Origin of the sequence: Methylobacterium sp. J-048 (assembly GCF_022829515.1) — a bacterium.
Lineage (GTDB): Bacteria > Pseudomonadota > Alphaproteobacteria > Rhizobiales > Beijerinckiaceae > Methylobacterium.
This window is the reverse complement of sequence record NZ_JAKSYL010000145.1, coordinates 1-8,872: the sequence shown is the minus strand read 5'-3', so window position 1 is coordinate 8,872 and position 8,872 is coordinate 1. Positions and strand designations below refer to the sequence as shown.

General features: G+C 62.5%; 8 protein-coding genes and 1 pseudogene. 6 read left to right on the top strand and 3 right to left on the bottom strand.

Annotated elements, in window-relative coordinates:
* Positions 1–73: 73 nt before the first annotated feature.
* A pseudogene (locus tag MKL09_RS13755) lies at positions 74–1,129 on the top strand (methyl-accepting chemotaxis protein); the annotation flags it as partial.
* 167 nt (positions 1,130–1,296) lie between these two features.
* On the top strand, positions 1,297–3,495 hold the full coding sequence (locus MKL09_RS13750) for a putative bifunctional diguanylate cyclase/phosphodiesterase (protein WP_244020867.1): 2,199 nt from the start codon (positions 1,297–1,299) through the stop codon (positions 3,493–3,495).
* A gap of 428 nt (positions 3,496–3,923) precedes the next feature.
* Here the strand turns inward: MKL09_RS13750 and MKL09_RS13745 are convergent, their stop codons facing one another.
* Entirely contained in the window at positions 3,924–4,118 is a 195-nt protein-coding gene (locus MKL09_RS13745) for a hypothetical protein (RefSeq protein WP_244020866.1), read from the bottom strand.
* 152 nt (positions 4,119–4,270) lie between these two features.
* Between MKL09_RS13745 and MKL09_RS13740 the strand changes: the two genes are divergently transcribed.
* The 3 genes from MKL09_RS13740 to MKL09_RS13730 all read left to right on the top strand — a co-directional run bounded on the left by MKL09_RS13740 (position 4,271) and on the right by MKL09_RS13730 (position 6,311).
* The gene (locus tag MKL09_RS13740; RefSeq protein ID WP_244020865.1) at positions 4,271–4,414 is read left to right on the top strand and encodes a hypothetical protein; all 144 of its coding nucleotides are present in this window, start codon (positions 4,271–4,273) and stop codon (positions 4,412–4,414) included.
* Positions 4,415–4,543: 129 nt separating this feature from the next.
* A complete protein-coding gene (locus MKL09_RS13735) occupies positions 4,544–4,756 on the top strand; it encodes a hypothetical protein (RefSeq protein ID WP_244020864.1) in 213 nt (70 codons plus the stop codon).
* A gap of 1,297 nt (positions 4,757–6,053) precedes the next feature.
* Positions 6,054–6,311, top strand: a complete 258-nt coding sequence (locus tag MKL09_RS13730) for a hypothetical protein (protein ID WP_244020860.1) — start codon at positions 6,054–6,056, stop codon at positions 6,309–6,311.
* A 468-nt stretch (positions 6,312–6,779) separates the two neighbouring features.
* Here the strand turns inward: MKL09_RS13730 and MKL09_RS13725 are convergent, their stop codons facing one another.
* On the bottom strand, positions 6,780–7,244 hold the full coding sequence (locus MKL09_RS13725; protein ID WP_244020858.1) for a MucR family transcriptional regulator: 465 nt from the start codon (positions 7,242–7,244) through the stop codon (positions 6,780–6,782).
* 437 nt (positions 7,245–7,681) lie between these two features.
* Here MKL09_RS13725 and MKL09_RS13720 point away from each other — a divergent pair, with 437 nt between their 5' ends.
* On the top strand, positions 7,682–8,197 hold the full coding sequence (locus MKL09_RS13720) for a MucR family transcriptional regulator (RefSeq protein WP_244020868.1): 516 nt from the start codon (positions 7,682–7,684) through the stop codon (positions 8,195–8,197).
* A 423-nt stretch (positions 8,198–8,620) separates the two neighbouring features.
* Here MKL09_RS13720 and MKL09_RS13715 read toward each other — a convergent pair.
* On the bottom strand, positions 8,621–8,872 hold a 252-nt coding region (locus MKL09_RS13715; protein WP_244020856.1), incomplete at its 5' end, for a transposase.

Here is an 8,872-nt window from a genome sequence, read left to right as displayed (position 1 = left end):
CACCGCGACAACCGCACCTGACAGATAGAGAGACACACTTGCCCTGCCCGACGCTCGTCCGATCTATCGCTAGCAGGCGGTAGTCGCCTTCGATCCGACCGGCACGATCCTTGAGGCCAACCCGAATTTTCTCGATACCGTCGGGTACCGTCCCGATGAGATCGTGGGTCGCCACCACAGCATGTTTGTTGATGCCGCCGTGCAGACCTGCGTGGCCTATCGTGGGTTCTGGGATCGTCTGGGACTGGGAGAGTTCGCTGCCGGTGAATTCAAGCGGGTGGCCAAAGGCGGGCGGGAGGTCTGGATTCAGGGGACCTACAATCCGATCACAGGGACGGACGGGCGCGTGACCAAGGTTGTGAAGTTCGCCACCGATGTGACTGCGCAGGTTCTGGAGCGGCAGCGCCGGACGGACGCGCAACAGGCGATCGGTGCGGACCTCGACGCGATCGGCTCTGGAGTTGAGGACGTCACCCGACAGACGGCGGAGGCAGCCGGCACGGTGGGACAAGTTTCGAACGACATCCAGTGTGTGGCCTCGGGGGCGGAGGAACTCTCAGCCTCGGTCGGCGAGATCAGCCAACAGGTCAGCCACGCCGCGCGTATGGCCGGCGAGGCGGTCGAGCAGGCCCGGCACACGGGAAGCATCGTGGCGGGACTGAGCGGGCAAGCGGCACAGATCGGCGACGTCGTGACCATGATCCAGGGCATCGCCTCGCAGACCAACCTACTGGCTCTGAACGCCACGATCGAGGCTGCGCGCGCCGGGGCAGCGGGCAAGGGCTTCGCGGTGGTAGCCACCGAAGTGAAGGCACTGGCCGAGCAGACCGCCAAAGCGACCGATCAGATCCGCGGGCAGATCGCGGCGACGCAGGCGGCGACCCGGGAGGCGGTCGATGCCATCGGTTCGATCCAGGGCACGATCCGGGGTCTGGACGAGGTCTCGGCCGCAATCGCGGCGGCCGTTGAAGAGCAGTCTGCCGTGACACGAGAGATGTCGGGCAGCATGCACACAGCCGCACATGGGGTGGCGACGATCGCCGGTGGCATGGAGGCGGTCGCCCGGGCGAGCGAGCAGGTCGATGTGGCGACGCGCCAGGTGCGTGAGGCGGCGCGCGCAGTCGCATGATCCAATCGATTTGGATGAGGTTGGGGAGTGAACAAGCGCCGGGGGAGCAGCGCGGTAGCCCCTGCCCGCGCTTATCTGGATCTGAAGATTAGTGAAGCGCTCGGCCCTGACGCCGACCTCCTCCACCAAAATCGCTGTACCCCGCCCATTCGATCTGGAGCACTTTTGTGTCGTCTTCACCCGTGCAGACTGATGAGGAAGCTCGGCTGCGGGTGCTGCTCGAGCACGACATTCTCGATGCAGAGCCAGACCCTTCGATCGCCCACATCGTCGAACTCGCTACGCATCTGCTCGGCGCACCGGCTGCCTTCGTTTCCTTCGTTGATCGTGATCGGCAGGTCTTACATGCCAAGACCGGCCTGACTCTGTGCGAGACTAATCGCGAGATCGCCTTCTGCGCCAGGACCATCGCTCAAGATGACGTCCTCGTCGTGCTCGACGCCTCCAAGGACTCTAGGTTCCGCGAAAACCCCTTGGTCACCGGCGCTCCATTCATCCGTTTCTACGCAGGCGTGCCGCTACGCACTGGAGACGGTTACGCCATCGGTACACTCTGTCTCGCCGGTCCCAAGCCGCGCCGCGCTTTTACACGCAGAGATAGGGGGATCTTGACCGGCCTTGCCCGCCTTGTGCTCGATCGGCTGGAGCTGCGCCGCGTCGAGGCGGCCCGGCGTGCGACGCAGTCGCGCTTTGAGCACATCGCCGAAACCTCGTCCGACGCCATCATCTGCGCGGACGCGCTAGGGCGGGTGAGCTTCTGGAGCGCAGCTGCCGAGCGCTTGTTCGGGCATACGGCCGCTGAGGCTCTGGGGCAGCCTATCGCCATCTTGGTGCCCGATCGAATGCATGGCGGCCACGAGGGTGACTTACGCAGTATCGCGCGTCGGTCGGCGACCAGACTGATCGGCTGTACAGTTGAACTCATTGGCCAGCACAAGGATGGTCACGAGTTCTCCGTCGAACTGTCCATGTCCACTTGGATCGAGAATGGTCACACAGCCTTCGGGGCGATCGTGCGTGACGTTAGTCAACGGCATATGTTCGAAGAACGCTTGTTCCGACTCGCTCATCTCGACCCCCTGACGGAGCTGCCAAACCGCGCCGTGCTGCGCGACCGGATCGCGGCTGCGGTCCGGGAGGAGTGCCCCACGGTGGTGCTGATGCTCGACCTCGATGGCTTCAAGGAAGTCAATGATGCGCACGGGCATGCCGTGGGCGATGCCGTGCTCCGACTAGCGGCCGAGCGCCTGCGCATCTGCGTCGGTACCACGGGTGTGGCTGCACGATATGGCGGAGATGAATTCGCGGTCGTGCTACCAGACGTCGGGGACCCCTTGGTAGCGAATGCCATGGCGGCGGCGGCGATCGATGCCCTCTCCGAACCATACCGGATCGAGGAAATCGTAGTCCGTCTCGGGGCCAGCGTTGGTGTCGCGCTGAGCCCCTCCCATGGAGTGCGAGAAGACGAACTACTGGCCTGCGCCGATGCAGCTCTCTACCGCGCAAAGATAGAAGGCCGCGGGCGTGCCTATCTGTTCACGCCGGATCTGCGCGAGGTCGCACAGCGCGAGCGAGCCTGCCGTGAGGGGCTGCGTCACGCCATCGAACGCGGTGAGTTCGTTCTGCATTACCAACCCCAAGTAGACCTATCCAGCGGCGCGCTCGTCGGTGCTGAGGCTCTGATCCGATGGCAACATCCCGAGCTCGGCCTGCTCATGCCGGGCGCTTTCCTTGAGGTGCTCGACAACGGTCCTGATGCCGCTCGGGTAGGTAACTGGGTGCTGCACACCGCCTGCGCCCAAGCACAGGCTTGGCGGCGAAAGGGCCTGCATCCGTTTCGGATTGGGGTTAACCTCTGCGCGGCCCAATTTCGAGAGGGCGGTTTAGTTGAGCGGGTCGAAGCCGTGCTCGCCGAGACTGAACTGCCAGCCCATGCGCTGGAGCTGGAGATCACCGAAACCATTATCCTGCGTCACGATCCAGGAGTGGTCGTTGCGCTGCAGGCACTACGCGCGATGGGCGTTGGCATTGCGTTTGACGACTACGGCACAGGCTACGCCTCGCTTAGCCTGCTCAAGCGATTCCCACTGACGCGGCTGAAGATCGACCGTAGCTTCGTGAACGGTCTATGCACCGATCGGCAGGATGCTGCGGTTGTACGGGCGGTGATCAATCTCAGCCGCAGCTTCGGTCTTGATGTCATCGCAGAGGGCGTCGAGACAGAGGAGCAGCGCCGGCGCCTAATCTCGAAGGGCTGCCAGGAGGCGCAGGGCTATCTCTTTGGTCGCCCGATGCCAGCAGTAGAGTTCGCTGCACCTTTCCAGAGGCGTCAACAACATACGCGCCAACCATCGACAGCAGCGTAGCAAAGTAGGCAGAACACGGAGTTGCGCCAGCATTTGTCCGAGATTCGGGACATGTCGACGGAAACCGCGATCAATCCCAGGAACCTACATAGGTCGATCGACGCAGTTCAGGCCAAGCGCGATGCCTGGAAAACTGAAGCCCTCAATGTCCGTTGTCGGCCCAGAGACATGCCTCAGTCCGAATTAGGCAGAATGGGACCGGTCAACCTCGCAGGATGCCGATGACCGTCTGGGTGCGGACCAAGCACATCCATGACACGGTCCCGGGCCCTGCGTCCACGGATCCTGGGGTATCTCAGAAAAGTTGTCCATCGGCATGCCTGACTTGGTAGTAAGCAGGTGGTCTGAAGCGGTTCGCACACGTGAGCGCCCAGTCGCCGTGGCCTCGCAATGGGATTGAAGCCTCACACCTGTAGCGGTTCCCCTGGCTAGAGCCGCAGCCGCTCGGCCAGGGCCGGGGACAGGCCGCCCACAATCTCCAGATTCGCATTAGGTGGGACGTTCCGCGCCATGGCCCCCAGCGCCTCATCCCGTGTGGTTGTCAGCACCGCATAGACCCGCACCGTGAGGCGCTTCTGCGGCACGGCCACGAGGTAGGCATTGCGCTTCGGCGAGGACGGCACAGCGTTGGATTACGAGTGGAGTACCACCACGTCATTGAAGAACAAGGCTGCATCACAGGTTTTCGCATCACGGTACCGCCGTGATCAGCGCGCCTCCTGAAAGCAATGGCGGAGGCGGGACGCCGAGTATCGAGCCGTCTGGAGTACGTCGCGTGCTGAACACCCTGCTGGCCTTACTGGCCGTCGTTATCGTTATGGCCGCTCACGTCGTCGCCACGCTGGTGCTACTACCCTTTCGGGCGCTGCGCGGCCTGTTTCGGCACAGTTCAAAGCGCGCTAGGGTGACGACCGCCTAACCCAACTGCGGCATGATGCTGATGGGCCGGGTAGAGTATCGGCTCGACCGCTGGTGAGATCGGACGCTTGACCGCCCTGTGAGCCGATCGGGGCGGGGCCGTGCAGCCGATGCTTTAGGGGGTATGCCCATGCCGGTTGAGCAGGAGAGGAAGCTCTCGGATGAGGAGCTCGACCAGCTGGCGCGCGAGCCGTTCGCCGAGGTTCAGGGTGAGACGTCTGAGGCGCAGGCGGAAAGAGCGCTACAGAGCGCCGGCGAGGTAGCTGGAGAGATCGTTCCCATCCTCCCTGACTGGCTCCTCAGCGCCGGCGACGAAGATGCCGGGGGTGACAGCGAAGGCTAAGCCGGCTGATGCTCAGCAATCGGCTGAGCGCAACCGAGCGTGGCCATATGCGTTCATGAGAAAGCTGCGACGTTTGGTATCTGAGGCTTCCGTCATGCTCCTGATCACATTGCTTATCGCTAGCACGGTCATGCTCGCCGGCTCACTCTCGATCATCGCCGCTTTGGCAGACTAAAAGCGCCTGCTTTCCACCTCAGTTCTTGAAGATCCGGGGCTCGTCCTCCGCGGACGCTGCACGCTGCTCAGTGCACCACTTCTACTCGCCGACCTCTTTCACCTCGGCGTAGCGCCGCGCTAGCTCGTCCTTGAAGGCAGCATTTGCCTGTTCCTTACCGAGTACCTTAGTGGCCACGTCAAGTGCGGTCTAAGAGAGGCGTAGCGCGGTTGTTCCATCGACCGCGTAGTTTTGCCGCAAAAGTGATGATCACGGACCGCGCGTTGGCAACTCGAAGTAGAGCCAAGGCTTCCTCATCCTGGCTTTGCGCGTGGACAGGCGCGACGCACACGCCGGCGGCAAGGGCTAGAGTTATAAGGGCTTGGCTGCGCACGACCGTCTCGGCTGCGCACGACCGTCTCGCCGGCGATCGCCAGCACATCGCGGTGTTCGCGGCGGCAAGCTCCAACGTAGACGATCTGTTCTGAGCTACGCCAGATTCCCGGAGCCAGCCCGGTGCTACTCCATCGCCTGTGGGTGCCTCGATGGCGTGCCGAAGTACGCCGCTGGCGTCAGCGGGCAACCGGGATGCTTGGAATATCGTTCCGACGAGTGAGCCAGGGTCTATGCGCTTGCCCAAGCCTTCCTGGACACCTTCGGCGAGCGGGCCGAGGCGCTGGGCTGGACGGCTGTCCGGTTCTTCGGCGTCCATCCCGAGGCCGGCATCGTCCGGGTCGACGCTTTCGGCGGTCAGGTCTTGGGAGTTGGCGGGGCCGTCCGCGCCATCACCGCTACCGAAATCAGGTTCGGGCATCCGACGCACCGTAGGTTGCCCGGTCAGCCGACTGGCGTGCCGATCTGGGAGTTCGGCCGGTGATCCCCACTCGCGACGCTTGGGGTCCTTTCAGGCCTGACCTAGATGAGGCCGAACGGCGTGCCCGCCTTCGCTGCCTACGCGCCGTCGTCCACCTCTCAGCCGGCCCTCGGGGTACAGATCTCGCTGAAGTTCTGCGTCAGGCCGAGAGCGATCCGGTTGCCATCCCGGCCGCTCTTCACGCCCTCGATTGCCTCGCCGGTCTCGATCGTCGCCATGTGCTGGCGAGTTACGCCGCCCTGAACCGCCCCGCCGCCTGAGGAGGCACCATGCCCGACGTCGTCACCTTCCCTGAGCAAGCCCAAACGCTCACGCCTGAGGCCCGGTATGCGGAGATTGCCGTTTACGGCACGGTCGGCCCTCTCACGGTCGCTCTCGCTCGCCGCACCGAAACGTCGGAGGGTCTGATCCATATCGTCGTGATGGGATCGGCCATCGGCCTGGAGATGGTCGCCACCCTGCCGGACGACGACAAGGGCCGGCGCCGTCGCGGACTTTACCGGCCCCGCGGTCCTGCGTGCCGCTGAACTAGCTGAGACCGAATTCGCCGCCCGCCTGGAGGTGTGCTGATGTCAGCGTCCGCCCGCCTTGAGGCCACCCACGCCTCGCCGGTCGTACTGGACACGTCTTTGACCCCGGCGTTGCGGCTGCTGCTCGCCATCTACCTCAATGACCTTCGACCTGGTGAGGATGTCGTCGTAGGCGAAGCCCGAGCCTTGAGCTACGGGAGTGCTGCCGAGATGCACCCCGCTATGACAGCGAACCGGACCAGCATCATCGGCTGGGGGAGCGGCCACAACGAACGTGAGCAATGTCCTGCTCTGCGTTACCGGCCCGGAGCTCACCGCCGACGAATGGCAAGCCCGATTCATCACCGAGCATTGAGGTTTGCGCCAGCGGTAGCCGCGCTACCACTGGCCTACGGCCCAAGGCGCCCCGCAGCAACGGTGCCAAGGCCGCGTGGCAGAGCCCAAAACGCCTCAGAGCGACCTCGTTCAGCCAGCCCTACGCCGCCCCTTCGGCTGGCGCTCGGCCATAGCGCCCGGCTGTCCGAGGCCGATGGCCTTGGCCAGCGCGGAACGGCGCTCGGCATAACTCGGGGCAACCATCAGATAGTCGTTCGGCAGTCTGTAGCGTTCGCAATAGCTTCGCGGGCTGAGACCGTGGGCGGTCAGGTGGCGCTTCAGCGTCTTGTAGGTCTTGCCATCGATGAAGCTGACGATGCCATCCTGCTGGACCGACTTACGGATCTGCGCTGGAGTCGGCTTATCAACGTCAGAGGCTGCAATGGACGCATTCGGCGTACTACCAGAAGTAATCATACGAATTGTATCGTGCACGCTTCGGATGAGATTCGGAAGCTCAGAAACGGGCACCGAGTTATTGGAAACGTAGGCGGCAACGATATCCCCAGCCAGCGCTGTCAAATCGGTAGCAGACGCTGAAATATCTTTTCGCACTTTATCTCTACCAGCTCTGAAACAGCCCACATGGGCGACTCAAGTTCTAATCTGAGTTATGAATTTTGTTGGTTGGTCAAGCCCATTCCAGCCGGTATTTCGCTGATGCTTCCGTTTTCTAATCAGAAGCTTAGGATTGAACCCAAAACCGCGACTACCCCCACCGCGTGCTCCAGGGGCTGGGTCGCACTCGCGCGCAAGGCCGGCTTAGCCAGCGGTCGATCGCCTCACCGCAATACTCATGCCGGTTAGACGGAAATTTCTGGTGGCTTGCCAAAAATGCCGGCAAAGTATGATTGTTAGACTATCCTCATTTTTATCGACCGAACGCGGCTATCTGCCTTTCACGACAGGCATCCATCTACTAAAGGATCGCGGGGCATTTATGCAGCTTTCCCTAATATAGGAGCTTGAGAGTGGAAGAAGATAGCGATTTTTTGGATGAGGGCCAGGGACAGAAAGAAAGCCGGTTGGATCTGGTTGGGTTAACGGCAGACATTGTGTCGGCCTATGTCTCGAACAATCGCGTGTCACCGGCTGAGATGCCGGCGCTGCTGTCGAGCGTGCATGCTGCGGTAACTGGGTTGGGCAGTGCACCTGCTTCTGATGAACCCAGCTCCGAGAAGGCGACACCGGCTCAGATCCGCAAATCGATCAAGCCCGACGCTCTGATCTCCTTCATTGACGGCAAGCCGTACAAGACGCTGAAACGGCATCTCACGGGCAACGGCCTGACCATAGAGACATACCGGGAGCGCTTCGGCCTGCCACGGGACTACCCCTCCACGGCTGCCAGCTACTCAGAGCAGCGTTCGGCTCTCGCCAAGAGCCTCGGGCTCGGTCAGCAGCACAAGAAGGCGGCTCCGAAGGCTGCCGAGCCCGCTGAGACTATCTCCGAGAAGCCGAAGCGTGCTGGTCGACCGCGGAAGGCCAAGGAAGCTGCGGACGCCTAAGGAGGGGTCGCAGTCCGGCTCCTACTTCGGTCTTTGAACAGCGCAGGTGCAGGGGGACCGACCGGCGGCGATAAGCATGGCCGCCGGCCGCTCACTGGGTGCATCCCACGTTGTGAGCGTCGGCACAGCTTCCGATTGCCGCAAACAGCGCAACATTATTTTGCTGCGCCCATCACCGCATCGAGCCAATTAATAACACAAGTAAGGTAATTTCCGGACGGTTCATTGAAGGCAACGTAATTAGTTTCTTCTCGTCTGAGAGCTATGCAAACTTGACGTGTCATCGTCGAAGGCCATCGGCGTTGGCGTCGCCTGCGCCGACCTTACGTTCCTCCTATCCGAGGGGCAGGCGCCGGCGTTCAATCTGGAGCGCCGGGCATGACATACCGTGATCGGCCCCCACAGGGTGGTCCAAGGTTAAAGTTAGTGCGCGGTAGGCCGCTCCACTACGGTTAGCTTGGCCGGCGGAGCTGGTCGGGCGATCGCGGCCGGCCAAGCGGTGAAGGCTGGCATGAACACTTCTGGTGCCGGCGGCCGGTATCCTAGTGAGGCGTGCGGGCGTACGGTGGTGTAGGTACGTCTCCATCTTTCGATCACGAGCTGCGCCTCCTTGAGTTGGTAGAAGAGCTCATCGTTGACCAGTTCTTCGCGTAGGAGGCGTGTGGCGCTTTCTGT

Bases quoted from the DNA above. Each gene is read 5' to 3' on its own strand.
- MKL09_RS13735 (WP_244020864.1), top strand. From the start codon at position 4,544: ATGCCGGTTGAGCAGGAGAGGAAGCTCTCGGATGAGGAGCTCGACCAG.
- MKL09_RS13730 (WP_244020860.1), top strand. From the start codon at position 6,054: ATGCCCGACGTCGTCACCTTCCCTGAGCAAGCCCAAACGCTCACGCCT.